The organism is Parvibium lacunae (assembly GCF_003335215.1).
In the GTDB taxonomy this organism is placed as follows: Bacteria; Pseudomonadota; Gammaproteobacteria; order Burkholderiales; family Burkholderiaceae_D; genus Parvibium; species Parvibium lacunae.
The window spans coordinates 116,311-138,999 of record NZ_QPGB01000005.1 but is presented as its reverse complement, the minus strand read 5'-3'; the positions used below and the strand labels follow the sequence as shown (position 1 = coordinate 138,999).

Below are 22,689 nucleotides of genomic sequence, written 5' to 3'. Positions count from 1 at the left end.
TATAGCCCAAATTTAGCTGCGTTTGTGGCTACGGCCGCTACGCTTAACGTTCGCTTTGCTCACGTTAGCCTGCGCCGCAAGCCGCGTGCGAAATCTGTCACTCAACTGTGACAGATTTCGCAAGATTGCGCGGCTTGTCCACATCCGTGCCTTTGACGAGCGCGGCGTGATACGACAACAATTGCAATGGCAATACATGCAGGATTGGCGAGAGCAGGCCGGCGTGATCAACGAGGTTAATCACATGCACGCCATCTTCTTCGCTGATGTGCGTGTCGCGGTCGGCAAAGACAAACAGCTCGCCCCCCCGGGCACGCACTTCTTGCAGATTAGATTTGAGTTTGTCGATGAGCGCATCGTTCGGTGCGACCACTACGACGGGCATGTCGGCGTCCACCAGCGCGAGCGGGCCATGCTTGAGTTCACCCGCAGCATAAGCTTCAGCATGAATGTAGGTGATTTCTTTGAGCTTGAGTGCGCCTTCTTGAGCGATGGGGTAATGCACACCGCGTCCGAGGAAGAGGGTGTGGCGCTTATCGGCAAATGCTTTGGCCCAAGTTTGAATTTGCGGTTCAATCTCCAGCACGTGTTGCATGGCGGCGGGCAAGTGGCGCAGCGCGGCGAGCAGCTCTTGCTCTTGTGCTGGGGCGAGTTGCCCGCGTTGTTTCGCTAACACCAAGACCAGTACAAACAAGGCGGCGAGCTGGGTGGTAAAGGCTTTGGTCGACGCCACGCCAATCTCTGGGCCTGCGCGGGTAAGGAAGCGCAGCTTGCTTTGGCGAATTAGCGCAGATTCGGGTACGTTGCAAATGGTGAGGGTGTCGTTCATGCCGAGTGACTTGGCATGTTGAAGCGCGGCGATGGTATCGGCGGTTTCACCGGATTGCGAAATGGTCATCACCAAGGTGTTGGGTAAGGCCACGCTGGTGCGGTAGCGGTATTCGCTGGCAATTTCGACGGTAGTCGGCAGGCCCGCCACGCTTTCTAACCAATAGCGGGCGACGCACGCGGCGTGGTAGCTGGTGCCACAAGCCAGAATCAAGATTTGTTGGGTGCGGGCAAAAATATCAACGGCTTCTGCACCAAACAAATTGGGCGAAAGCGCGCTGGCATTGCTGACCATTTCGAGCGTATTGGCGAGAGCACCAGGTTGCTCAAAAATTTCTTTTTGCATGTAGTGGTCGTAGGGGCCGAGCTCGACGGCGTCGGCACTAAGCTTACTTTCAACGACGGGACGCTGTACGGTTTGACCTTGGGTATCGACGATGGTGTAGCCATCTAAGCGCAAATCAACCATATCGCCTTCTTCCAAGTACACCATATTGCGGGTGACTTGCAGGAGCGCGGAGGCATCGGAGGCGATAAAGTTCTCACCCTCACCAACCCCGACTAAGAGTGGCGCGCCTTTGCGGGCGGCAATCACACGGTGCGGCTGGGCGGGGTTAAGCACGCCAATCGCAAACAGCCCTTCAAGTTCACGTACGGCGCTTTGTACCGCCGCAAAAAATTCCAACCCTTGGCTGAGGTTGTAGTGCACCAAGTGCGCAATGACTTCGGTGTCGGTATCGGACAAAAAGGTATAACCCAAACCTTGCAAGCGCTGGCGCATGGGTTCGTGATTTTCAATAATGCCGTTATGAACAACGGCCACTTGATGTGCGCCACCCACGCTCGCGTGCGGGTGGGCATTGCGTTCACTGGGTACGCCGTGCGTGGCCCAACGGGTATGGGCGATGCCGGTTTGTCCTTGCGCATGGTGGGCCGTCACTTGGTTTTCTAGTTCGACTACGCGCCCCACGGCACGCAAACGTTGCAAGTTATTTTCAGCATCCAGGTAGGCTAAACCGGCTGAATCGTAGCCACGATATTCAAGCTTGCGTAAGCCCTCTAATAAAATTGGCACCACATCCCGTTGAGCGACTGCACCGACAATTCCACACATAGTCTGTCCTTACTTTTTGATCTTGACGGGCCGTTGCCAGCCTTCAATCGAAATTTGTTTGCTACGGCTCACCGTCAGCTGCCCGGCGGGCGCGTCTTTGGTAAGCGTGGTGCCCGCGCCAAGAGTGGCCCCTGCGCCCACACGCACGGGGGCGACCAATTGCGAGTCGGAGCCGATAAACACATCGTCTTCGATAATGGTGCGGAACTTGTTGGCGCCATCGTAATTGCAGGTGATAGTGCCTGCGCCAATATTGACGCGGCTACCGACATCGGCATCGCCGACATAAGCGAGATGGTTGGCTTTGGAATGTGCGGCAATCTGGCTGTTTTTAACTTCGACAAAATTACCGATATGCACGTCTTCGGCCAATTGGGTGCCGGGACGCAAACGGGCAAACGGGCCAATCACACTGGCGCTGCCGACCGTGGCGTCTTCAATATGGGTGTAGGCGGCGAGCTTAACCCCCGCACCAATGGTAGCGTTTTTAATCACGCAGTAAGGGCCAATCTGCGCCCCTTCGTCCACGCTGACCGTGCCTTCAAATACGCAGCCCACATCAATGAATACTTCGCGTGCGCAGTTGAGCTGCCCGCGAATATCAATGCGGGCCGGGTCGGCTAAGGTGACGCCTTGTTCAAGTAGTGCCCGGGCGAGATTTTGCTGATGCAAGCGCTCTAATTCGGCCAACTGGACTTTGCTGTTCACACCGAGGGTTTCCCATTCGGCATTCGGATGGCTGGCGACGACAGGCACACCGTCCGCAACGGCAGCAGACACGATGTCCGTGAGGTAGTACTCGCCTTGGGCATTTTGATTCGATAACCCTGCCAACCAGCGCTTGAGCGCGGGTGTGGGTGCGACAAGAATCCCGGTATTGGTTTCGGTGATCGCTTTCTCGGTATCGGTGGCATCTTTTTGTTCAACGATGCGCTGAATGTTCCCCGTACTAGAGTCACGCACAATCCGACCATAGCCAGTAGGGTCGGCCAGAACTTGGGTGAGCAGCGCGAGTTTGTCGTTACCGGCGGTGGCGACAAGTGTTTGTAGGGTCGCGGCCTTAGTAAGAGGCACATCGCCATAGAGCACCAGCGTGGGCACGGCGTCGTTCAGTTGTGGCACAGCTTGCTGTACCGCATGCCCGGTCCCTAATTGTGGTTCTTGCTTGGCCCACTGTAAATCAGTCTCTGGCAGGCGTTCACGGACGATATTGCCACCATGCCCATAAACAATCGTGAGGGTAGTGGGGTGAAGTTGGCGGGCAGCATCAACCACGTGCGCAAGCAAGGGTTTTCCGGCAATCGGATGTAAGACCTTAGGCAGCGCCGACTGCATGCGTTTACCCATGCCGGCCGCCAAAATGACGATGTTCATAATAGGTGAGTAGGCTAAACAGCTTAATCTCTAATTATCCCTGATATCTGTCTGTGCTCAGAGAAAGCGAATAAGTTTGCCTAGATTTTCATCTGTAATGCAATAGGTAAGATTGTACACCTTACCTTAAGCTGCTCATGGTTTGCCCTAGTTAACAGCAAGTCTGCCTCACGGCATATTGTTAGCCTCTTTTGCTGCAAGCGATGTCGATGAAATTCGTTTTTTTTCGCAGTCGTGGGCCCTGGTCCGCAACGATTGTTGGGTGTTTATTGTTCTTATTCAGTGCCGGAATAGGTCGGGCAGAGGGGCGCTCGGCTACTATCCAGGCGATTGTCATTAAGCAGGCATGGACGCGCGCGACGATCGAAGGGCAGCGGCATGCTGCAATCTTTCTCACGCTGTTAAGCGATACCCGAGCGACTTTGATTGCCGCCAGCAGTCCGATGGCCAGACGAGTGGCCTTACAGGAGGTTACCGTGCAGGAGGGGGTGATGCGTAGCCGTTTAATCCCTTCTCTGGAGTTATTGGCGGGGCGCGAATTGATCCTTAAAGCAGGAGGACCCCACTTAGTTTTAACGGACTTGCTGCATAATTTACGAGCAGGCGAGGGGGTGCCACTGACATTGGTCTTTCTCAGCGCAGGCAAAACCCAAACCATCACGACCGAGGTTCCTGTGTATTCTGCAGCGACCCTAAGCGCCCCTTAGTCTTATCGATTCGATGTCACTGCCTTAGTCCAACCTATATCCTCACTGATTGTTCATTTTCTATCTCAGGTTCTGAGCGTGATCGCCGTAAAGAGAGTAAATGCGCCCTATTAATGGGGGCGTTGTTGTCGGCAACACTTAACCGGCCGCAAGCAGATAGAACTGATCCAAAAGTGAGTGATATCCTGAACAGGGAGGATGACACATGGGCTACGACGTAGAGCTAAACCAACAGTTAGCAGAACAGCGCGAGCAGCAGTTAGAGGATTTACAAGAATACCTCGATGTTTTTCCAATGAGCATGCAGGAAGTCGAGGAGCACTTACAGAACCTATCCCGAAATCCGCAAGACCGGGCTGAATTGAACGCCTTATTCCGCGCGCTACATACCGTTAAAAGCAACGCAGCAATGTGTAATCTGGAGGGTATCGTCACGATCGCCCACCCACTAGAAGATCTCGTTGGCGCGATACGGGCGGGCGCGCTGCGTTTTACGCCCTTGGTCGGCGAAGTCATTTTGCTGGTATTGGACCGGATTCGCTTAACCGCACAATATATGTCAGCCGGGCAATCCTTAGCCAGCTTGCATTTGCCAGAAATGTTGCAAGCGATGCGCGATCTTTACATGGCAAACCGTGATGAAGTGGATGATATGGCACGGGCTGCGGTGCAGAAGATTACCGGCGGCGAGGTGGTGCAGCCACACATCACAGAAGTGTCTTTGCCACAACCTGAGGCCAAAGCGGATATTTACAACGAAACGGCCGCAGAAGAGCAAAAAGAGGATTTGCGGTTTTTCCGGCAGATGAGTTTGCAGCTGGAAAAGCGTTCGGGGTACTGGGAGGGGCGAACAGACCGACTATTACAGTTAGCGATGCAGACGAATGCCGCAGCCGGGCATCCCGTGGATCCCGTCCAATTGGAAGCGGCAATCTATATCCACGATATAGGCATGGCGATGCTACCCGAAAGTATCTGGACCAAAGAGGGACGCTTGGATGATGTCGAACTTGCCCAAGTTCGTCAGCACACAGTATTAGGCGCAGGCTTGTTAGAGCGTATGGCCGGCTGGTCGGATGCGGCTGAAATGGTTTTGCAGCATCATGAGCGTCTGGATGGAACGGGCTACCCGCTTGCACTGAACGCACAACAAATTCATCCGGGCGCTAAATTGATTGCTATATTAGATGCGTTTGAGGCCATGACACATCCGCGCGCTGACCGTCAATTCAAAAAGTCGGCCATGCGCGCCATTACGGAGTTAAATGCCTGTGCAGATCAATTTACCCAAGACTGGGTCAGAGTGTTCAATCCAATTGTACGCAAATTGCTGGCCGGTAATGCCGCAAATGGTTGATGTCGATGTTTGGAGGGCGAGTTGTTGATATCTCATACTCGCCAGTATGTTAGGCAGAGCCTGCTCGTCGGAATACTGGCTTTCCTAGGGGCTAATGCCTGGCTTTCGCAATCTATCCGGCAACAACGCCAAGAGATGACAGCGATAGAGCCCCCACCAACACGATTACAGTGGCAATTACAATCATTCAATGACCCGTTGTTAGCCGGCTATGCCGCTGTCTTATGGGCGCAAACGGCAGAGAGTGGGTTGCGCTCAGCATCGACCTTGCCGCATCCAGCACTGCAACAGCCAGTGCGCTGGCATGACCTAGACTACGCCGTGCTACAACAATGGTTGGCCTTGGCGTTAAGCCAACCACTACAAGCAGTTGGCAGCCTACCAGGCCGCTATGCGATGATGCTGGCAACCCGAATCTACGGGGAGAGCGGTTCGGCGAGTCAGCAGCAAACCATGCTGGATTTTGCTGCAACGCATTTCTCAGCAAATCCAGCTGCCTATTGGCCCTGGTTGGTACATGCTGTTTATGTTGCGCAGCATCAGTTTGGAAAAACGTCAATGGAGCGCGCGACAGGGAAAGGGTTAGCGAGGCAATATGCGAATCAACTCCGGCATGCGCCGGCTGAGGCCAAGCTTCCCCACTGGGCAAGGCAGTTAGAAGTGTTTATTTTGGAAGACTTGGGTGAGATTGAGACCGCTAAAGTCTTATTAGGCGGCATGCTGGCTGCAGGCGAATGGATGGACCAACGCGATTTTCTGTTAATGAGCCAGCGCCTACGTGAGCTAGAAAACCACAAACCGATGCCAGCAGGGCATTAAGTTATCAATTGTTTGCGCTTTTGAGTTTGCATTTTTGCCGATTTCTGGTTAGATGTAACGTGAAGATTGCCATTAAAGGAGTGTTTCATGCGAGTCATTAATCATACACAGCAACGTGGCTTTACCTTGGTTGAAATCGCCATTGTCTTGGTCATCATTGGCCTGTTATTGGGCGGTGTATTGAAAGGCCAAGAGCTGATTGAGAACAGCAAGATTAAAAACGTGATCAATGACATGCGTGGTGTCTCGGCAGCATACTACGCCTACCAGGATCGCTACCGAGCGGTGCCTGGGGATGATGCGCAGGCCGCTAACCGTTTTAATGGTGCCAATAACGGTACTGGTAATGGAGTCTACAATAGCTTGTATAACGTTGCCCCTGCCGTCGGTAATGAATCCTCTCTATTTTGGCAACACACGCGTTTGGCAGGTTTTATGACGGGTGGTGGCGTGGGGATCGCCCAGCAAGGTCTGCAACCTTCTCATGCGGCTGGTGGTTTGTTGGGTATTCAAGCGGGTACCGCCGCAACGCTAACTGGGCCAACTGGGGCATTATCAGGCGTGGTGGTATGTGCGGGCAGCTTGCCGGCACGTTATGCGCAGGCCATAGATGCGCAAGTTGACGATAGCGTTGGCAATACCGGGTCCTTCCGTGCTACGGCAGTGAATGCCGCTGCAAATGCAACCGCACAAGTTGCCGCTGCGGTCTACAACGTTGCCACGATAGATCAGAATCTAACGGCCTGTCTGCGTTTCTAAACAAGGATTGACCGTACCGTAGTTCCAGTATTACGAAGCAAAGTAAAAAAAGCCTCTCTTGTGAGAGGTTTTTTTTATGAGGTTGTTCAGCGCCGCGCTATTTTTCCAGCAAGCGCGCTTCGGCCAGGGTTAGCGCTTCGGGTTTGCCACGGGCGACAACAACATCATGAATCTGAATGACGGTCTGCTGATCGGGGTTATTAGCACGGACATCGCGGCGCCGAATTGCCATGACTTCCACGCCGATCGCAGCCAATCCGAGTTGCGCGAGGGTCTGACCAATACAGGCTGCGCCCGCCGTGATCGGGATTGAATGTAGCCGAACAGATTCACTGTCGCTGGTAATGTCATCCGCCGCATCGCTTTGTCCACCGAAATAACCGCGCAACATGCTGTAGCGTTCATCCCGGGCTTGCTGAACTCGGCGCACAACACGGTGTAACGGGACCCCCAGCAATACCAGTGCATGCGAGGCTAACATCAAACTACCTTCAAGTATCTCAGGGACAACCTCGGCCGCGCCTGCTTGCTGTAGTTTATTGATTTCTCGGTCATCGAGCGTACGTACAATGACCGGCACCTGCGCCGCCAACTCATGGCTATGGTGGAGTACTTTCAGTGCTGAAGCGGTATCCGTATAGGTCACCACAATAGCAGCAGCACGTTGAATCCCGGCGGCACTTAGCGCCTCACGCCGTCCCGCATCGCCATAGACCACCGAATCACCCGCTGCAGCTGCCTCACGCACCCGATCAGGATCTAAATCGAGCGCCACATAGGGGATCTGTTCTTGCTCTAAAAACCGCGCTAAATGCTGGCCGCTGCGGCCAAAGCCACAGATGACAACATGTTTTTTCGTGACGATGCTGCGGGCCGCAATTTTGTGTAATTCGAGTGATCGTTGCATCCATTCAGTACTGGAAACCCGCAATACAATCCGATCTGCGTGCTGGATCATAAATGGGGCCAACAACATCGAGAGCAACATCGCTGCCAGAATACTTTGCAGCAAAACCGGATCTAATAAATTCAAACCTGCGATCTGATTGATCAACACCAAGCCAAACTCCCCCGCAGAGGCTAGATAAAGCCCGGTGCGTAACGCGGTGCCGCTCGGCGCACCAAACCAGCGGGTTAAGCCGGTAATGACCACCAGTTTCAAGAGGACCGGTAAAAGCATTAGTAGCGCCACGATCGGAAACTGGTGCTGGACGACCCGCAGATCCAGTTGCATGCCAATCGTCACAAAAAAGAGTCCCAATAAGACATCGCGAAACGGCTTGATATCTTCTTCCACCTGATGACGATATTCTGTTTCCGCAATCAACATGCCGGCAACAAATGCACCTAACGCCAATGAGAGGCCGCTGACCTCGGTGATATAGGCTAGCCCGAGCGTGATTAAGAGCAGGTTGAGCATAAACAGCTCTTGAGAGCGCCGGCTGGCAACGAAGTGCAGCCAGCTACGCATCAATTTTTGGCCGACAAACAGCAAAATAAACAGAACCAAGGCCGCTTTACACAGCGCTAACCCGAGACGAAACGGTAAATCTTCGCTGGGTGCTGCCAGTGCCGGAACCAGAATCAGCAATGGGACCACGGCGATATCCTGAAATAACAGAATGCCGGTCACTTCACGTCCATGTGGCGATTCGAGTTCCAGCCGTTCGGCCATGACCTTCATCACAATCGCTGTGGATGACATGGCTAGCGCCCCGCCCAACGCGAATGCGCCTTGCCAACTGACTTGCCAGTATTGCGGTAACACGTAAGCCAGCACAGCCGCCCCTGACAAGGTTAGGGCAATGGTTAGAAAGACTTGCGCCAAACCGAGACCAAAGACCGTTCTGCGCATCGCTTTCAGTTTTGGCAGGCTGAATTCCAGGCCAATTGAAAACATCAAGAAAACCACGCCAAATTCAGCCAGATGTTGGGCGCCCGGGGTATTGCTGGCCATGCCCAGAGAGTGAGGCCCCAACACAATCCCAACCACCAAATAACCTAGCAGCGGGGGCAAATTGAATTTACGGAATAAGGCCACCACGCAAACCGCCGCCCCAAGCAGCAATAGGGTAAGTTGCAGCACAGAGTCCATACGTTATACTGCCTCACTGAATTATTGTTTCCACTAGTGTAGCGCCAACTGCCTGTTGCCAAACTATGAATGTCGTAAAAAATTTAATCTCTTCTGCGTCGTTAGAAGACGCGCCACTGATTGCGCTGGGTCGTGAGGTGTTACAGATAGAGGCCGCTGCAATTGATAATTTGCAGCGCAATCTTGATGCTCAGTTTGCGCAAGCGGTGCGCACGATACTCGCTTGTCAAGGTCGTGTCGTGGTCTCGGGGATTGGCAAATCCGGCCATATCGGCCGTAAGTTGGCGGCCACACTGGCCAGTACCGGTACCCCAGCTTTTTTTGTGCATCCGGCAGAAGCGAGTCATGGTGATTTAGGTATGGTCACCGCCCAAGACGTTTTTATTGCGATTTCCAATTCGGGCGAGAGTGCTGAGTTGATGGCGATCATGCCATTGATTAAACGGATGGGGGCGACGCTGATCGCGATGACCGGAAAACCCCAATCGAGCATGGCGCAACTGGCGACGGTACACTTGAATGCTGCGGTTGAAAAAGAAGCTTGCCCGCTCAATCTTGCCCCTACTGCCAGCACCACGGCAGCGTTGGCCCTTGGCGATGCCTTGGCGGTGGCATTGCTGTCGGCGCGTGGCTTCCGCGAAGAAGACTTTGCACGGTCTCATCCTGGTGGTGCATTAGGGCGTCGCCTCTTAACGCATGTGCGGGATGTCATGCGAACTGGCGAAGCCATGCCTGTGGTCAGTCAGTCAGCAAGTTTGGCCGACGCCTTGCTCGAAATGTCTCGCAAGCGCATGGGGATGACCGCTGTGGTTGATGCTGAGCAACGGGTAATCGGCATTTTTACTGATGGCGATCTGCGACGTGTGTTGGCAACCCCGGTGACAACCGCGAGCGAGTTTCACCAACTGACGATTGCAGCCGTCATGTCGGCCAACCCCCGCACCATTGGCCCTGATCTGTTGGCCGACAGTGCGGCGCAACTGATGGAACAACATCATATTACCCAGCTTTTAGTGGTGAATCCGCAAGGTGTATTGGTGGGGGCCTTGAATATTCATGACCTATTTCATGCGAAGGTGGTCTGATGACAGATTTTCTGATTGGCTCAACCTTGGTCGCTGATGCGGTAAGCCGTGCGGCAAACGTGCAGGTCATGATTTTTGATGTCGATGGGGTGCTCACCGATGGCCGCCTTTATTATGGCCCGGACGGAGAAATGCTCAAAGCCTTCCACACTCTGGATGGACACGGCCTCAAACTGTTGCAGCAAGCGGGTATTCGTACGGCGATTATCACGGGCCGCCGTTCTCCGATGGTCGCGCAGCGCGCCCAGGAACTCGGCTTGACCTGGGTTCAGCAAGGGATTCACGATAAAGCCGCCGCTTTTTCGCAATTGCAACAGGACTTAGGGGTAGGCCCCGCCGTCTGCGGTTACATGGGCGATGATGTGGTCGATCTACCTGTAATGACGCGTGCCATTTTTGCAGCAGGGGTTCCTTCAACGCCGGCGGTCATGCAGCCCTACTTGCACTGGCAAAGTCAGGCGCCTGCTGGGGCAGGGGCAGTGCGTGAAGCGTGTGATTTTATTTTACAAGCCCAGGGCAAACTCGCTGGACTGGTGGCAAGCTATGTGGCGTGAACGGCTTTGGGGGCTCGTGGTTTTATTATTGTTGGCTGGATTGGCGCTAGCGACAGGCTGGTTCGCGCAACGCTTGCAACAAAGCAATGATGCTCCACGTCGCCCGACCCCACGTGATAAACCCGATTTTATCATTGAGCAAGTGGTCTTGACCCGCTTTGACCGCGATGGCCTTGCTTCCTATCGCTTACAAGCGCAAGAGCTGCGCCATTTTCCAGGCGATGGTAGCGCTTGGTTACGGCAGCCTATCGTAGCGACAGAGGAAAACCCTGCGATGCGTCGAGGTGCCCGCGCCATTCGCGCTGAAGAGGCATGGCTGACTACCGAAGCCGACACGCAGAAACAGCAGATTGACTTATCACGTGGGGTTGTGCTGACGCAGGCGGCTTTCGCAGAGACCCCGGCCTTAACGGTAGAGAGTGACCTACTCACGCTACTGCCCGATGATGACTTAATCAAAACGGATGCGCTGGTCACGATCCAGCGCGGCGCGAGTGTGCTGCAGGGAGAAGGGTTGATATTAGACAACACAGCCCGTACCTTGACCTTAGAAAGGCGAGTTCAAGCCACCCTTTTTCCGCTAGCCCGCACCTCCAGCCGCACCCGCTGAGTTTGCAGAAGCTGTGCTTGACGTGATTTTTAAGTGGCTGACAAGCAATTTCTATTCCAATGCTGCAAAGCCCCTAAAAATAGCGCACAATAAGCCTTTGTTTGCTGAAATAGATGGAGCATGATGGGCCGCATAAGCATTATTTCGCCACGACGCTTGACCGGTGAACTCCGATTCGCATGCTTGGCTAATCGATCACGAAAGCTGCTGGGCGTATTGTTGATCGCCGTGGGGTGGCCACTGACAGTCTGGCCTGAGGCTGCCGATAAAAGTAAACCGATCAATATCGATGCGGGGCGGATGGTTTACGATGACCTAAAACAACGCAATATTTTTAGCGGTAACGTCGTGATCACGCAAGGCACGATGGTGATCAAGGGCGAAACCATTACGCTCTGGCAAGATCCAGAAGGCTACCAATATGCGATTAGCCAAGCGGCACCTGGCAAGCTCGCGAGCTTTCGTCAAAAGCGCGAAGGTCTAGACCAATACTACGAGGGCTATGCAGAACGCATTGAGTATGACGGCAAATCTGAAAAGGTAATTTTGCGTCAACGGGCCCTAGTTCAGCGCCTCGAAGGGGTTATTGTTGGCGATGAAGCCCGCGGTAACGTGATTACTTACGATCAACGCAGTGAGACCTACAGCATAGAGGGGGGAAAGCCTAGCGCAAACCCGGTGGCGGGCACCCCAACAACCGATGGCCGCGTTCGCGTCATATTGCAACCGGCTAAACCTGCTACCCCCACATCCGGCGCATCTTTACAGCCAAGCCTCAACTTGCGGTCACCGCGAGAATGAAGGCTTTATTATTTTTTAGCGCATTCGTTTGGACCCTATGACGACACGCAGCCGCTTGGTAGCCCAGCACCTTAAAAAAAGTTACTTAACCCGGACGGTTGTCCAAGATGTATCGCTAACTGTCGAAAGTGGCGAAGTGGTCGGTCTATTAGGCCCCAACGGCGCGGGTAAAACCACCTGTTTTTACATGCTGGTTGGACTGATCAAAACCGATGCGGGACAGATATTTCTTGACGATCAATCGATTGGGCGCCTACCCATCCACCAGCGGGCGCGGCTTGGTTTGTCTTATCTACCCCAAGAAGCCTCTGTTTTTCGCAAAATGACGGTTGAAAATAACATCCGTGCGGTGCTCGAATTGCAGCGTCAACCTGCTGCGCGCGGCGTAGGCAAGCCCTATACCCAAGCGCAAATTGACGATCAGTTGGAAGCGCTGCTAACCGATTTACAAATTACCCATATTCGGACCAATCCTGCCTTGTCTTTGTCTGGCGGTGAACGCCGGCGCGTTGAAATTGCGCGTGCGCTGGCGACGAAACCCCGCTTCGTTTTGTTAGATGAGCCCTTTGCAGGGGTTGACCCGATCGCGGTCATTGAAATCCAACGCATCGTGCGTTTTTTGAAAGAACGCGGGATTGGTGTACTGATTACAGATCACAATGTGCGGGAGACGCTCGGTATTTGCGACCATGCTTACATCATCAATGCCGGTACGGTTCTGGCTGCTGGGGTACCCGCCGAAATTGTTGAAAATGAGAATGTCCGGCGGGTCTATCTTGGCGAACATTTCCGCATGTAAATGCGATTAACTTGACCCGATTGGTTTTATCTGATGAAAGTCGGTTTACAGCTTCGCACCTCACAGCATCTGGCGTTAACCCCGCAGTTGCAGCAGTCGATCCGTCTGCTACAAATGTCTACGCTTGAGCTGCAGGCTGAATTAGAGCAAGTGGTGTTAACCAACCCTTTTTTAGAGCGTGAGGATGATTTTCTCGATCAAGCCTTACGCTTAAATGCAAGTGGTGCAGTACAAAATAACCTGGCCAGCCCCGATGTGGTCACCGACAACCAAGGCGAACTTGCGGCCCCGTCTGATTTTGCCACACCAGCAGCGTCGCCGACAGAAATGGATAACAGGGATGCCGGAGAGATAGGGGCTGAGGCCACATGGAGTATCGAAGATGGCTACCGGCAGACCAACCAGGATGATGACTATGCGCCACCACAGGTAGCGGCGACCACCGATTTACGTCACCATTTGTTGGAGCAACTCGCGCCATTGAATTTGACGCAACGCGATAAAGCCTTGGTCAGAATCCTGATTGAGGAACTGGATGACAATGGCTATCTCAGCCTTGAGCTAGCCGAGATACAGGCCTATCTGCCAGCTGAACTGGATATCGAGCAGGAAGAACTCCAGGCCGCGTTGCATTGGCTGCAGCACATGGAACCTGCTGGCATTGGTGCGCGCAATATAACGGAGTGCCTCTTGTTGCAGTTGCAGCAATATCGCCGTGAGCATGCGGCGCTTGATCCCGCACTGCATCAGCTTGCTGAAATATTAATTCGCCATCACCTTGACCTTCTTGCAGCGCGCGACTACAACAAAATCAAACGGCAATTAAATTGTACCGATGCTTTATTGCGCGACGCACAATCATTAATTCAGTCGTTTGACCCTCACCCAGGTAGCCAGTTTTCACAAGAAGTCGCCAGTTACGTGGTACCTGATGTGATCGTTAAAAAAACGCGTGCGGGGTGGCAGGCCAGCTTAAATACGGCAGTCATGCCTCGCTTGCGAGTGAATCAGCTATATGCACAGATTCTTAAACGACATCGTTTGCAGTCACCGCAGCAAGAAATTGGGGGGCAATTACAAGAAGCGAAATGGTTGATTAAAAATGTCCAACAACGGTTTGACACAATCCTGCGTGTTGCACAAGCGATCGTAGAGCGGCAGCGAGCCTTCTTTACTCATGGCGAAATGGCGATGCGACCCTTGGTTTTGCGTGAAATCGCTGATACGCTGGGGTTGCATGAATCAACAATCTCGCGGGTTACAACGCAAAAGTACATGCACACCCCGATGGGGATCTTTGAGCTTAAATATTTTTTTGGTAGCCATGTGGCTACGGATGCTGGGGGAGCCGCGTCGTCTACCGCGATTCGCGCTCTAATTAAACAACTTGTTGCTACGGAGGAACCCAAAAAACCGTTATCAGATAGCCAACTGGCCGACATGTTGGCGGAGCAAGGATTCATGGTCGCACGGCGCACCGTCGCCAAATACCGTGAATTACTGAAAATTCCGCCGGTTGCATTGCGCAAGGTGCTGTAATACCTTGTATGTGCATCGTTATTCGCAATAGAGACTGTGTTTATCCCGCGATCCGTTATCTTTTTTACGGCTCGCTCAATAAGGAGTGGTTATGAATCTCACCATTAGTGGTCATCATGTTGACGTTACCCCTGCTTTACGCGAATTCATTACCAATAAGTTAGAGCGCATTACGCGCCATTTTGATAACGTCATTGATGCGACGGTGATCCTCTCGGTAGAAAAGCTCCGTCAAAAGGCCGAAATCAATCTACATCTGCGCGGCAAAGACATTCATGTTGAACAAATCGATGACAATATGTATGCCGCCATTGACGGCTTGATTGATCGGCTTGATCGCCAGGTGATTAAACACAAAGACAAAATCCAAGATCATTCGCAACCGGGTTTGAAACGAACCGGCCTGGAGCAACCCAGCGTCTAACTCTTTTGACGTCGAACCAAGAACGCCGCTCGCCATGAGCGGCGTTGTTATTTGTGCAGTCCGAAGCAGGGGACATACAGAAAACCCCCTGCATTGCAGCAAGCTGGCTATAATCATTGCTCAATTTGCTGCGCTTGTGAATGTTTTGTCAGCCCGGATCTGCTCATGTCACTGATTGCCAAGTTATTGCCCGCTAACAATGTGCTATTAAATTTACAAGGCTCGAGTAAAAAGCGGGTGTTTGAACACGCGGGCCTGTTATTTGAAAACAATCATGGTATCGCTCGTGCGAAAGTCTTTGACAGCCTGTTTGCCCGTGAGCGCCTGGGTTCTACCGGTTTAGGCGAAGGGGTGGCTGTTCCCCATGGACGGATTAAAGGTATTAAAGAACCCTTGGCCGCCTTTATGCGGCTCAGCGAGCCGATTCCCTTCGATTCGCCCGATGCCCAACCGGTTTCTCTCTTGTTTTTTTTATTGGTGCCTGAACAGGCTACCCAACTACACCTAGAAATGCTATCGGAAATTGCCCAAATGCTGTCTGATGCTGACTTTCGCCAGCAGCTGCAAACAGAGCCCGATGCTAGCGTGCTACATCAGGCGCTGATTAGCTGGCAACTTGCCACATGAAGGATAAGCATGCTGGATCGGCAACTTACCGTAGAGCGGTTTTTTACAGATAACGAACTGTCACTCAAATTAAATTGGGTTGGCGGCTTGCAGGGCGGCAAAATTGAATTCGCGGCAGAAGGGACCGCCCCCGCTGACTTAGTCGGTCACTTAAACCTGATTCACCCGACCCGGGTTCAGGTATTGGGTCACCAGGAAATTTATTATTTTGAGAAACTTGATGCCGAGCGTCGCCTCGGCCTGACAGAAGAATTGATTGGCGGCAACCCCCCGGCCCTGATTGTGGCGGAGGGTTTCGTGCCACCGCCTGAGCTGCTTGAGTTATGTAACCGTAAACAGGTAGCCCTCTTCACCTCGCCGATGGATGCGGGCGCGGTCATTGATATGCTGCGGCACTACTTGTCTAAAACCTTGGCGGAGCGCGTTCTCATGCACGGGGTTTTCTTGGATGTGCTGGGGGTTGGGGTATTAATTTCCGGCGAATCTGGCCTCGGTAAAAGTGAATTGGGCCTGGAATTGATCAGTCGTGGCAGTGGCTTGGTGGCCGATGATGCCGTCGAATTTTCGCGGATTGCACCGGATGCGATCGAGGGGCGTTGCCCCCCCTTGCTGCAAAACTTGCTCGAAGTCCGTGGGTTAGGCTTGCTCGACATCAAAGCGATTTTTGGCGAAACGGCTGTGCGGCGTAAGATGCGCTTAAGGCTGATTTGCCATTTGATTCGCAAAGCAGCGATGGATCAGGAAAACTTCGAGCGACTGCCGCTCGACCATCATGCACAAGAGGTATTGGGATTGCAAATTCATAAAGTCATTTTGCCGGTCGCTGCAGGCCGCAACTTGGCTGTTTTGATCGAGGCTGCGGTCCGCAATTATGTCTTGCACCTGCGTGGCATTGACACCATGAAATCCTTTCAACAACGCCAACGCGCGCTGATGCTCGCCGATGAAAATAATTAATCCCGCATTGACCGTGTTGTTGTTCTAGCTGACCACAATTTAACGATTTTTTGCTAGTCGCCGCCCCCCATTTCGCTCTAGACTAAGCGTGCGCATGTGCGCAATGGACAGAGAGGAGCGGTGATGAAACGATTACGACAGGCAATCTATGTGGCTACCATTTGCTGTGCAGGGTTGATCGTGCAGCCCAGTGAAGCGAAAGAACCAACGGCCCAGCAGCAAAAAATGGCGGATTGTAATGCGGAGGCAAAGACCAAAGCCCTCAAAGGCGATGACCGCAAGGCCTTTATGTCGAGCTGTTTAAGCAATAAGCCGGCAGACAGCAAACCCGCAGATGGCAAGACCGCTCAACAGCAAAAAATGACCGATTGCAATGCCGAAGCAAAGACCAAAGCCCTGAAAGGCGATGACCGCAAGGCATTCATGTCGCAGTGCCTGAAAAAAGACTAACCCCTGGTCTTGCTGGCGATGTATTGATTTGGAATGCCCCCACAAGCTTGTGGGGGCAATTTTATTGGGTGCTACCGGCAGGAATGACCAGGGCGCCGGGATCAGGCAACTGCGGCACAGGGTAACTGACATTTTGCCCGCCTTGGCTAAGCTCAATAGCGGTTGGCGCGACCCGCGCTAATTGAGCCTGGTCGGTGACAATATCTCCAACGAGAAAAATTTCTGCGGGCCGATTATCCACACTGATAATGGCACTGCCGCCGCCCGCTACGCCGGCTACAACACCAAGTACCTTGAGATTGAGTTGCAAGGTTTGTTCGCTCGGTGCGGGGCCAAATAAGCTGCCAGGCTTAGGCGCTGGCGGTGCCGTCAGAGCCATTGTTGGCGCACTGGCTGCCAGGGGGGCGGGGGCGTCGAGCAGCCGCAGCAGCCAAAAAGTCAGGCAGGCCGCCAACCCCAACCATAACAAAGCCTCAGTCAAGCGACTGGCGCGGGCAACGGAAAAGGTCAGTGGGCTCGGCATAGGGAATCTCAACAAGGGCATAAATCGACGCAAACAACGCACAGCAGGTGATCCTACATAGTAACATTCTGCTCGTTCATATTGTCCATCGCAAGGGGAAGCAACATGGCTCTTCGTTTTACCGCTCAAGAAAAAAAGTATCATTGCCCGCGACTATCCCAAAGTCGGCAAAGTCGGGGTTTTACCCTGATTGAAGTATTGGTTGTGATTGTCATTTTGGGTATTTTGGCCGCATTGGTGGTGCCGAAGGTATTAAGTCGGCCTGATGAAGCCCGCATCGTTGCGGCAAAGCAAGACATCAGCGCCATTTTGCAGGCCCTTAAAATTTATCGTCTCGATAATCAGCGGTACCCGACAACGGAACAAGGTTTAGCTGCCTTAGTCAGCAAACCGACAGCCGGGCCCCAACCCCTTAATTGGAAAGCCGGGGGATATTTGGACAAAGTGCCGAAAGACCCGTGGGGCAATCCTTATCTGTATTTAAATCCCGGGGTAAAAGGCGAGATTGATATTGTCAGCTACGGCGCAGATGGCCAACCTGGTGGTGAAGGTATTGATGCCGATATCGGCTCATGGCAGTTATAGACCGCCTCGGCTATTGCGCTCATGCGTACATGTAAGTCTCTCCCGATAGCACGGCAGGCGGCTTTTACACTGATTGAGTTGCTGGTGGTCCTGATTATCCTCGGGATTGCAGTGAGCATGGCCGCGCTCTCTGCACAACCTAATCCCGTGACCCAAGTGCAACTGGAAGGGGAGCGTTTGGCGGCCCTGCTGTCCTTGTGTCAAGAAGAGGCACAGCTGCGGGGGCGCTCACTCGCTTGGCAAGCAGACTCAACGGGTTATCGTTTTGTGGTCGATCCGCGGCGCCTCGAGGCCTTAGCGCGGGCCTTGAATCAGCCGAACGGGGGCGCCTCCTCGGGCGCAACACGCGAATGGCAAGCGCTGGAGAGCTGGGCGCCAGACATGCGTTACCTGCGCCCACGCCCTTGGCCCCTGCAGGGGGCTGATACCCCAATCCAAGTGTTGGCCTGGCAAGATGGCTTACCGACAACCCGGATTGTGTTCCCCACCCAGGGCGCAGCACAACCTTTTGTGATTCGGCTCGGTATCCAACGCACGCCAGACCAAGTGCAATGGCTGGGAACGGTGAGCGGTGATGGCGTCGCTGCCGTACGTTGGCAGGCCGCATCATGACATCCCGCTTGCGAACCAGCGGCTTTACGCTGATCGAAGTATTGGTTGCGCTGCTCCTTGTGGGCACCGTCTTAACCGTGGCGATGCAATCGAGTGGCGCGCTGATCAATAACATGAGCGACTTGCGCTTGCGTCAATATGCCCTGTGGAGCGCGCAAAACCGTCTCGTCGAATGGCAAATACAGCGTCTCTGGCCGCCCCTGGGCGTGCGCCAGCAAGCCTGCCCACAAGCAGGGGTTGCGCTTCTGTGCGAGGAAGAAGTCAGCGCAACGCCGAACCCCTATTTTCGCCGACTGGAAATCCGGGTCTATGCCGTGGATGGTCCGCAGGGTGAGACAAGCGCAACGCGCTTGGCAACCTTGATTGCCTATCTGGACCGATAATGCGTCGCCAAACCGGCTTCACCTTACTCGAATTGCTAGTGGCACTCGCCATTCTCGCCATTTTGGCCGTGTTGTCCTTTCGTGGTTTGAGCAGCGTGCTACAGGCGCGTGACGCCCTCCAACGACAGCAAAGTCAATTGCGTGAACAAACGCGCTTCATGCAAATCTTGCAGCAAGACCTGGAAAACCTGGTCACCCCTGACAAACATGGGTTGGCTTTTACGCCGCTCTGGATTGATCGCCTTAATCAGCAAGGGCGCTTGATTTTGTTACGAGAAGTCTCCCGCCCTGAGGAAGGTTTACGATTAGAGCGAGTGGAATATTATTGGCAACAACAACAAGTGATTCGTTATCGATTACCTTGGTCTTTCAGTCAGTTAGGACGTATCCTCGATGCGGCGACACCAACGCAAACCGCCCCGCCTGAAACCTTGGCACAAGCACGCAGCGTGCTCCTAAACGACATACAAAAGTTTGAATTCGGCTTGTTCATGGCAAATACCGGCTGGATCGAGGCATATCAAGGGGATGCCAGTGAGGTATTGCGCCAGCAACAAGCCGCCTTAACGGCCGGTGCCGGCACGCGAGCCGGCATTACCGGTAATGCCGCGGGCCTGGCAGGCGGCGCGTTAGCGCAAAACCTGGCGAATCCCAGCCCCCTGTATGCCATCGCAGTCCGCTTTTGGCCCTCGACCAATAACAGCCCCATCGCCGCTGGCGCCCCCCTGGGGCAGCCCGCTACACTACCCGCCACTGCGCCAGTGCAGCGATTATTTTCATTGGGGCGGCCATGAGCGCATGTCCAAGCCATCCAGGCGCTGTACGCGGTGCCGCCCTCATTAGTGCCATGTTGATCGTGGCGCTGGCGGTCATCTTGATTGATTATTTGCTGAGTCAACAAGCGACGCTGATTCGCTTGGTTGAAATGCAGCGAACCCAGACGCAGACCCGACTGGTTTTAGATGCCGGCATTAATTGGGGGCGACGCATTTTGCAGGAAGATGCCCGTAACAGTAGCGCCGACCACTGGGGGGAAACGTGGGCGGTGGCCTTAGCCCCGACCCCGGTTAATGACATGTTGGCGCGCGGCCAAAATGCCGCTGAGCGTACAGACGTGGCCGCAGACTCAGACACCGCTTGGCTCAGCGGAAAAATTACCGATAGCCAGGCCCGCTACAACTTGCGTAATTTGTATATGGTCAATACGGGTAACAGCACGACTCCCTCAGGCGTCGCATTGAACCCAACCGAGCTGGCCGCATTAACCCGCCTCTGGCGAGTTTTGGGACTCAATGCCAGCTTAACGGACAGCCTGGCGCGTGCGCTGCGGGGCCAAGCCAACGCCGAGAGTGGCGGGGGCGAAACAGCACAGCCCTTGATCTTGACCGATATTGATGATTTACGACAAATTTCTGGGTTCGACGCCGCCACCATGCGTAAAATCGAGCCTTACTTGGTCGTTTTGCCGGGCCCCAGCCCTCTCAACCTAAATACCGCACCGCCAGCATTAATCGCAGCGCGTATTCCCGAGTTAGAGATGGCTGGCGCGGAACGCCTGGTGCAAGAACGCCAACGTGCCGCCTTGCGTGATCTGGCCGACTTGATCAGTCGCTTCCCTGATCGCCCTTTACAACTTAATCCCAGTGAAGTTAGTGTGAGCAGCCAATATTTTGAGATTATCGGACAGGTACAGTGGCGCGAACTAACGCTTGCGCGGCAGGCATTAGTCTGGCGTGACGCGGGCAATACCCGCTTGCTATGGGAGCGCGCACGATGAACCTAAAAGCATTGACGGCTGGGCGGCCAGGTAACACATCGGGGCGCTTGGCGACCACGCGCCGCTGCTGGCTACAACTTCCTCCCAGCCGCCAGTGGGGTGATCTGACCCCGTCAGCAGCAGCACGTTTTTACTTACAAGAGGGTAATCAAATCGGTGCGCCGCAGCCCGTTGGCTTACATGAGCTCGGACGCTTGCCACAAGATTACCCGCTTTACTGCTGCCTGCACCCGCTCGATACCGTGTGTCAGCAGCTTGAGCTACCGACTGCGGTGAGTGACAGACAAACCTTGGTCAGACAGCAACAGGCCGCCCCATGGTTGCTCGAACCTTATTTGCTTAGCGACCCCGAACAGTGGCAGGTGAACGTCATTCGTGGATTACCGGTAGCGGGGATCAATACCCTCGCCACGCCGAAGGGTGTGTTGAATAATTTGCTGGAACGCTTGCAACAGGTCGGGCGACAGGCCGCCTGGGTTGGCCCTTGGGCGCTGTTGCTACACAGCCAAGCACCCTGCCAATGGCAAGATACGCTCTACCGGGTCGAGTGCCAGCCGCAGACTCTGCCGATTTGCGTGGCGCATGCCTTCACGCCTGAAGCCTTCTTTTCATCGGCCTCCGCGCCGGAGCGCGAGCCGTTGCCTGCATTTTCGCTGGCCCAATGGCTGAGCCAGCATGACACCGCAAGTATCCTACCCACTTGGCTGCGCGCTGCAAATTTTCTGCGTGGCCGCTATAGCCAGTCTGGCACAAGCGCCACCTGGTTTACCTACGCCGTGTGGCGTCGCCCCCTATGGCTCGCCGCGAGTCTGGTCGCCAGTTATTTGCTTGGCTTGCATGCCTACGCTTGGCAGCTTGAGCGCACCTCGCGTCAACTGACGCAGCAGGTGCAACAGGCGGTGCAGGGTGTTTTTCCGCAACTCACCGTCTTATATGAGCCTGTAGAGCAAGTTAAAAAAGCGGTACTAAGCTTGCAGGCAAGCCGCAGCGCTACGCCACTCGCGGCGACCGATCTGATCAGTTTTCTCAGCGCCGCGCAAGCCGCCTTACAGACCTTACCGGCAGACAGCTTACGGGCTGTGCAATATACGGACGCGCAACTCCAGTTGAAACTGGTCGCCACGCAAGTAGAGCCCTCGCAGCGCCAAGTGCTACAGCAACAGTGGCAGTCCCAAGGGCTACAAGTGACTTGGGGGGCGCAGACGGGGAGTGAAATTATCGTGACCTTACGCCACCTGACTGCCTCCGCCTCCGCCGAGAGCGCAGCGACAGCCCGCAATCTGAATGACGCGTCCAACCCATCCTCCTTGACGCCAGCAATAGGGGCTACACGATGACGTCCACAACCTCTCTCGCCGTGCGCTTGGAGCCGTTGCGCCAAGCTCTGTATCAACGCTGGCAAGCACTCGATCAACGTAACCAGCGTGCTTTGTCTGTTTTGGCTGGCGCACTGTTATTAACGATCGTGTGGCTTGTTTTCTGGCAGCCGGTGCAACAGCGGGTACAGAAACTCACCCAGCGCGTGCAAATGCAACGTAGCAATGGGGAACAGGTACTCGGTTTGTTGGAGCAGGCTAAAACCCTGCAAGGACAGGCAACACCTGTCTCAGTACCGGCAGCGGCCACTGCGCGTTCGCCAGAATGGCAAAACCTAAGCGCTGCCAGTTTAGGTCAGCTCTTAAAAGCTGGGCAGCTCCGCGGGGCTGAGGTGCGTGCGTTGACGCAAGGCGCGCAGCGCGGCTGGCAGATCGATCTGCCACAAGCCAGTTTTAATCAATTATTCAGTTGGCTCCAACTGGCGGCCGCCAATGGCTGGCAGGCAACGCTGCTGGAGGCCGAGCGCATTGGCACAGGCGATCAAGTCCGGGTCCGCTTGCAACTCGGGCAAACCCCAGCGGCAAGGTAAGCTG

Annotated in this window: 25 protein-coding genes; 21 read left to right on the top strand and 4 right to left on the bottom strand. The window is 54.2% G+C overall.

Annotated features, from left to right (window positions below; all coding sequences use genetic code 11):
- Window positions 1-97: 97 nt before the first annotated feature.
- Window positions 98-1,942, bottom strand: a complete 1,845-nt coding sequence (glmS, locus tag DU000_RS10880) for a glutamine--fructose-6-phosphate transaminase (isomerizing) (protein WP_114403436.1) — start codon at window positions 1,940-1,942, stop codon at window positions 98-100.
- Between the two features lie 9 nt (window positions 1,943-1,951).
- Window positions 1,952-3,316, bottom strand: a complete 1,365-nt coding sequence (gene glmU, locus DU000_RS10875; RefSeq protein WP_114403435.1) for a bifunctional UDP-N-acetylglucosamine diphosphorylase/glucosamine-1-phosphate N-acetyltransferase GlmU — start codon at window positions 3,314-3,316, stop codon at window positions 1,952-1,954.
- Window positions 3,317-3,525: 209 nt separating this feature from the next.
- On the opposite strand from glmU, the gene DU000_RS10870 reads away from it, so the two are divergent.
- The 4 genes from DU000_RS10870 to DU000_RS10855 all read left to right on the top strand — a co-directional run bounded on the left by DU000_RS10870 (window position 3,526) and on the right by DU000_RS10855 (window position 6,958).
- Window positions 3,526-4,023: a copper chaperone PCu(A)C gene (locus DU000_RS10870; RefSeq protein ID WP_158529694.1), complete on the top strand. Its 498-nt coding sequence runs from the start codon at window positions 3,526-3,528 to the stop codon at window positions 4,021-4,023.
- Window positions 4,024-4,228: 205 nt separating this feature from the next.
- On the top strand, window positions 4,229-5,380 hold the full coding sequence (locus tag DU000_RS10865) for an HD domain-containing phosphohydrolase (protein WP_114403433.1): 1,152 nt from the start codon (window positions 4,229-4,231) through the stop codon (window positions 5,378-5,380).
- Window positions 5,381-5,401: 21 nt separating this feature from the next.
- Window positions 5,402-6,199 carry a PDC sensor domain-containing protein gene (locus tag DU000_RS10860; RefSeq protein WP_147267010.1) on the top strand — a complete coding sequence of 266 codons (798 nt, stop codon included), beginning with the start codon at window positions 5,402-5,404 and terminating at the stop codon, window positions 6,197-6,199.
- Window positions 6,200-6,286: 87 nt separating this feature from the next.
- Window positions 6,287-6,958: a prepilin-type N-terminal cleavage/methylation domain-containing protein gene (locus DU000_RS10855; RefSeq protein WP_114403431.1), complete on the top strand. Its 672-nt coding sequence runs from the start codon at window positions 6,287-6,289 to the stop codon at window positions 6,956-6,958.
- A gap of 97 nt (window positions 6,959-7,055) precedes the next feature.
- On the opposite strand, the gene DU000_RS10850 is transcribed toward DU000_RS10855, so the two are convergent.
- Window positions 7,056-9,053, bottom strand: a complete 1,998-nt coding sequence (locus DU000_RS10850) for a monovalent cation:proton antiporter family protein (RefSeq protein WP_114403430.1) — start codon at window positions 9,051-9,053, stop codon at window positions 7,056-7,058.
- Between the two features lie 65 nt (window positions 9,054-9,118).
- On the opposite strand from DU000_RS10850, the gene DU000_RS10845 reads away from it, so the two are divergent.
- From DU000_RS10845 to DU000_RS10800, 10 genes are all read left to right on the top strand, one after another.
- A complete protein-coding gene (locus DU000_RS10845) occupies window positions 9,119-10,138 on the top strand; it encodes a KpsF/GutQ family sugar-phosphate isomerase (protein ID WP_114403429.1) in 1,020 nt (339 codons plus the stop codon).
- Window positions 10,138-10,692 carry a KdsC family phosphatase gene (locus DU000_RS10840; RefSeq protein ID WP_114403428.1) on the top strand — a complete coding sequence of 185 codons (555 nt, stop codon included), beginning with the start codon at window positions 10,138-10,140 and terminating at the stop codon, window positions 10,690-10,692. Before DU000_RS10845 ends, DU000_RS10840 begins: the two co-directional genes overlap by 1 nt.
- 16 nt (window positions 10,693-10,708) lie before the next feature.
- On the top strand, window positions 10,709-11,302 hold the full coding sequence (lptC, locus tag DU000_RS10835; RefSeq protein WP_158529693.1) for an LPS export ABC transporter periplasmic protein LptC: 594 nt from the start codon (window positions 10,709-10,711) through the stop codon (window positions 11,300-11,302).
- 120 nt (window positions 11,303-11,422) lie between these two features.
- Window positions 11,423-12,103, top strand: a complete 681-nt coding sequence (gene lptA / locus DU000_RS10830; RefSeq protein ID WP_114403426.1) for a lipopolysaccharide transport periplasmic protein LptA — start codon at window positions 11,423-11,425, stop codon at window positions 12,101-12,103.
- Between the two features lie 37 nt (window positions 12,104-12,140).
- Entirely contained in the window at window positions 12,141-12,902 is a 762-nt protein-coding gene (gene lptB, locus DU000_RS10825; RefSeq protein WP_114403425.1) for an LPS export ABC transporter ATP-binding protein, read from the top strand.
- A gap of 33 nt (window positions 12,903-12,935) precedes the next feature.
- Window positions 12,936-14,441 (top strand): RNA polymerase factor sigma-54, encoded by a 1,506-nt coding sequence (locus DU000_RS10820; RefSeq protein WP_114403424.1) that lies wholly within the window; start codon window positions 12,936-12,938, stop codon window positions 14,439-14,441.
- 91 nt (window positions 14,442-14,532) lie between these two features.
- The gene (gene hpf / locus DU000_RS10815; RefSeq protein ID WP_114403423.1) at window positions 14,533-14,865 is read left to right on the top strand and encodes a ribosome hibernation-promoting factor, HPF/YfiA family; all 333 of its coding nucleotides are present in this window, start codon (window positions 14,533-14,535) and stop codon (window positions 14,863-14,865) included.
- A 165-nt stretch (window positions 14,866-15,030) separates the two neighbouring features.
- On the top strand, window positions 15,031-15,492 hold the full coding sequence (ptsN, locus tag DU000_RS10810) for a PTS IIA-like nitrogen regulatory protein PtsN (RefSeq protein ID WP_114403422.1): 462 nt from the start codon (window positions 15,031-15,033) through the stop codon (window positions 15,490-15,492).
- Between the two features lie 9 nt (window positions 15,493-15,501).
- Entirely contained in the window at window positions 15,502-16,449 is a 948-nt protein-coding gene (gene hprK / locus DU000_RS10805) for an HPr(Ser) kinase/phosphatase (RefSeq protein WP_114403421.1), read from the top strand.
- A 123-nt stretch (window positions 16,450-16,572) separates the two neighbouring features.
- Complete coding sequence (locus DU000_RS10800) at window positions 16,573-16,899, top strand: PsiF family protein (RefSeq protein ID WP_114403420.1); 327 nt, start codon at window positions 16,573-16,575, stop codon at window positions 16,897-16,899.
- A 61-nt stretch (window positions 16,900-16,960) separates the two neighbouring features.
- On the opposite strand, the gene DU000_RS10795 is transcribed toward DU000_RS10800, so the two are convergent.
- Window positions 16,961-17,422: a type II secretion system protein N gene (locus DU000_RS10795; RefSeq protein WP_158529692.1), complete on the bottom strand. Its 462-nt coding sequence runs from the start codon at window positions 17,420-17,422 to the stop codon at window positions 16,961-16,963.
- 105 nt (window positions 17,423-17,527) lie between these two features.
- On the opposite strand from DU000_RS10795, the gene gspG reads away from it, so the two are divergent.
- The 7 genes from gspG to gspM are packed head-to-tail and all read left to right on the top strand — an operon-like array spanning window position 17,528 to window position 22,685.
- Window positions 17,528-18,007 carry a type II secretion system major pseudopilin GspG gene (gene gspG, locus DU000_RS10790; RefSeq protein WP_114403418.1) on the top strand — a complete coding sequence of 160 codons (480 nt, stop codon included), beginning with the start codon at window positions 17,528-17,530 and terminating at the stop codon, window positions 18,005-18,007.
- 21 nt (window positions 18,008-18,028) lie between these two features.
- Window positions 18,029-18,619: a prepilin-type N-terminal cleavage/methylation domain-containing protein gene (locus tag DU000_RS10785; protein WP_114403417.1), complete on the top strand. Its 591-nt coding sequence runs from the start codon at window positions 18,029-18,031 to the stop codon at window positions 18,617-18,619.
- The gene (gene gspI / locus DU000_RS10780) at window positions 18,616-19,002 is read left to right on the top strand and encodes a type II secretion system minor pseudopilin GspI (RefSeq protein WP_114403416.1); all 387 of its coding nucleotides are present in this window, start codon (window positions 18,616-18,618) and stop codon (window positions 19,000-19,002) included. Before DU000_RS10785 ends, gspI begins: the two co-directional genes overlap by 4 nt.
- Window positions 19,002-19,796, top strand: coding sequence for a PulJ/GspJ family protein (locus tag DU000_RS10775; protein ID WP_114403415.1), 795 nt, complete (start codon window positions 19,002-19,004; stop codon window positions 19,794-19,796). The genes gspI and DU000_RS10775 overlap by 1 nt, the downstream gene beginning before the upstream one ends.
- The gene (gene gspK, locus DU000_RS10770; RefSeq protein ID WP_114403414.1) at window positions 19,793-20,779 is read left to right on the top strand and encodes a type II secretion system minor pseudopilin GspK; all 987 of its coding nucleotides are present in this window, start codon (window positions 19,793-19,795) and stop codon (window positions 20,777-20,779) included. Before DU000_RS10775 ends, gspK begins: the two co-directional genes overlap by 4 nt.
- Entirely contained in the window at window positions 20,776-22,116 is a 1,341-nt protein-coding gene (gspL, locus tag DU000_RS10765; RefSeq protein ID WP_158529691.1) for a type II secretion system protein GspL, read from the top strand. Before gspK ends, gspL begins: the two co-directional genes overlap by 4 nt.
- The gene (gene gspM, locus DU000_RS10760; RefSeq protein ID WP_114403412.1) at window positions 22,113-22,685 is read left to right on the top strand and encodes a type II secretion system protein GspM; all 573 of its coding nucleotides are present in this window, start codon (window positions 22,113-22,115) and stop codon (window positions 22,683-22,685) included. Before gspL ends, gspM begins: the two co-directional genes overlap by 4 nt.
- Window positions 22,686-22,689 lie beyond the last annotated feature (4 nt).

Coding starts and splice junctions, on each gene's coding strand:
- DU000_RS10800 (WP_114403420.1), top strand. CDS start 16,573: ATGAAACGATTACGACAGGCAATCTATGTGGCTACCATTTGCTGTGCA.
- glmS (WP_114403436.1), bottom strand. CDS start 1,942: ATGTGTGGAATTGTCGGTGCAGTCGCTCAACGGGATGTGGTGCCAATT.
- DU000_RS10840 (WP_114403428.1), top strand. CDS start 10,138: ATGACAGATTTTCTGATTGGCTCAACCTTGGTCGCTGATGCGGTAAGC.
- gspM (WP_114403412.1), top strand. CDS start 22,113: ATGACGTCCACAACCTCTCTCGCCGTGCGCTTGGAGCCGTTGCGCCAA.
- ptsN (WP_114403422.1), top strand. CDS start 15,031: ATGTCACTGATTGCCAAGTTATTGCCCGCTAACAATGTGCTATTAAAT.
- gspK (WP_114403414.1), top strand. CDS start 19,793: ATGAGCGCATGTCCAAGCCATCCAGGCGCTGTACGCGGTGCCGCCCTC.
- lptB (WP_114403425.1), top strand. CDS start 12,141: ATGACGACACGCAGCCGCTTGGTAGCCCAGCACCTTAAAAAAAGTTAC.
- DU000_RS10845 (WP_114403429.1), top strand. CDS start 9,119: ATGAATGTCGTAAAAAATTTAATCTCTTCTGCGTCGTTAGAAGACGCG.
- DU000_RS10785 (WP_114403417.1), top strand. CDS start 18,029: ATGCGTACATGTAAGTCTCTCCCGATAGCACGGCAGGCGGCTTTTACA.
- DU000_RS10775 (WP_114403415.1), top strand. CDS start 19,002: ATGCGTCGCCAAACCGGCTTCACCTTACTCGAATTGCTAGTGGCACTC.
- hprK (WP_114403421.1), top strand. CDS start 15,502: ATGCTGGATCGGCAACTTACCGTAGAGCGGTTTTTTACAGATAACGAA.
- lptA (WP_114403426.1), top strand. CDS start 11,423: ATGATGGGCCGCATAAGCATTATTTCGCCACGACGCTTGACCGGTGAA.
- DU000_RS10855 (WP_114403431.1), top strand. CDS start 6,287: ATGCGAGTCATTAATCATACACAGCAACGTGGCTTTACCTTGGTTGAA.
- DU000_RS10820 (WP_114403424.1), top strand. CDS start 12,936: ATGAAAGTCGGTTTACAGCTTCGCACCTCACAGCATCTGGCGTTAACC.
- gspL (WP_158529691.1), top strand. CDS start 20,776: ATGAACCTAAAAGCATTGACGGCTGGGCGGCCAGGTAACACATCGGGG.
- gspI (WP_114403416.1), top strand. CDS start 18,616: ATGACATCCCGCTTGCGAACCAGCGGCTTTACGCTGATCGAAGTATTG.
- DU000_RS10795 (WP_158529692.1), bottom strand. CDS start 17,422: ATGCCGAGCCCACTGACCTTTTCCGTTGCCCGCGCCAGTCGCTTGACT.
- DU000_RS10870 (WP_158529694.1), top strand. CDS start 3,526: ATGAAATTCGTTTTTTTTCGCAGTCGTGGGCCCTGGTCCGCAACGATT.
- gspG (WP_114403418.1), top strand. CDS start 17,528: ATGGCTCTTCGTTTTACCGCTCAAGAAAAAAAGTATCATTGCCCGCGA.
- glmU (WP_114403435.1), bottom strand. CDS start 3,316: ATGAACATCGTCATTTTGGCGGCCGGCATGGGTAAACGCATGCAGTCG.
- hpf (WP_114403423.1), top strand. CDS start 14,533: ATGAATCTCACCATTAGTGGTCATCATGTTGACGTTACCCCTGCTTTA.
- DU000_RS10850 (WP_114403430.1), bottom strand. CDS start 9,053: ATGGACTCTGTGCTGCAACTTACCCTATTGCTGCTTGGGGCGGCGGTT.
- DU000_RS10865 (WP_114403433.1), top strand. CDS start 4,229: ATGGGCTACGACGTAGAGCTAAACCAACAGTTAGCAGAACAGCGCGAG.